At 69.4% G+C, this 1,191-nt stretch carries 1 protein-coding gene; it reads left to right on the forward strand.

What is annotated here, in order from left to right; all coding sequences use genetic code 11:
- Window positions 1–192 precede the first annotated feature (192 nt).
- Window positions 193–1,191, forward strand: a 999-nt coding sequence (locus AOK24_RS43045) for a homocitrate synthase/isopropylmalate synthase family protein (RefSeq protein WP_079057278.1), incomplete at its 3' end; no start/stop codon positions are given.

The raw sequence follows: 1,191 nt of genomic DNA on the forward strand, positions 1-1,191 counted from the left end.
ACTGAGACACCCCCCACCCCCACCCGAAACCCATGTAAGACTGCCCCGTGCCCTCAAACGTCACGATTATTAGCATCAAGCGCCGGTCCTAGCTGAGCAAGCCGCACAGCGACCCGCGCAGACCTCTCGCACCCGCGAGGGGTCTTTTCGTTTTCCGGCAGCATGCGCCCCGCATCGAGGAGCCCCCGAACCATGACCGACACCGACGACTCGTTCCACGTCTTCGACACCACCCTCCGAGACGGCGCCCAACGCGAGGGCATCAACCTCACCGTCGCGGACAAGCTGGCCATCGCCCGCCACCTGGACGACTTCGGCGTCGGCTTCATCGAGGGCGGCTGGCCGGGAGCCAACCCGAGGGACACGGAGTTCTTCGCCCGGGCCCAGCAGGAGATCACGTTCCAGCACGCGCAACTCGTCGCCTTCGGCGCAACCCGCCGCGCGAACGGCAAGGCCGCGGAGGACCCCCAGGTCAAGGCGCTCCTGGACTCCGGCGCCCCGGTGATCACCCTCGTCGCGAAGTCCCACGACCGCCACGTGGAACTGGCCCTGCGCACGACCCTGGACGAGAACCTGGAGATGGTCCGGGACACGGTGTCCCACCTCAAGGCCCAGGGCCGCCGCGTCTTCGTGGACTGCGAGCACTTCTTCGACGGCTACCGCGCGAACCCGGAGTACGCGAAGTCGGTCGTCCGCGCCGCGAGCGACGCCGGCGCGGACGTCGTCATCCTGTGCGACACCAACGGCGGCATGCTCCCCGCCCAGATCCAGGCCGTCGTCGCGACGGTCCTCGCGGACACCGGCGCCCGCCTCGGTATCCACGCCCAGGACGACACGGGCTGCGCGGTCGCCAACACCCTCGCGGCGGTGGACGCGGGCGCGACCCACGTCCAGTGCACGGCGAACGGCTACGGCGAACGCGTCGGCAACGCGAACCTCTTCCCGGTCGTAGCGGCCCTGGAGCTGAAGTACGGCAAGCAGGTCCTCCCCGAGGGCAAGCTCCGCGAGATGACCCGCATCTCCCACGCGATCGCCGAGGTCGTCAACCTCACCCCCTCCACGCACCAGCCGTACGTCGGCGTCTCCGCGTTCGCGCACAAGGCGGGCCTGCACGCCTCCGCGATCAAGGTCGACCCGGACCTGTACCAGCACACGGACCCGGCGCTCGTCGGCAACAGCATGCGCATGCTG

The sequence above is a fragment of the Streptomyces niveiscabiei genome (assembly GCF_001419795.1).
In the GTDB taxonomy this organism is placed as follows: Bacteria; Actinomycetota; Actinomycetes; order Streptomycetales; family Streptomycetaceae; genus Streptomyces; species Streptomyces niveiscabiei.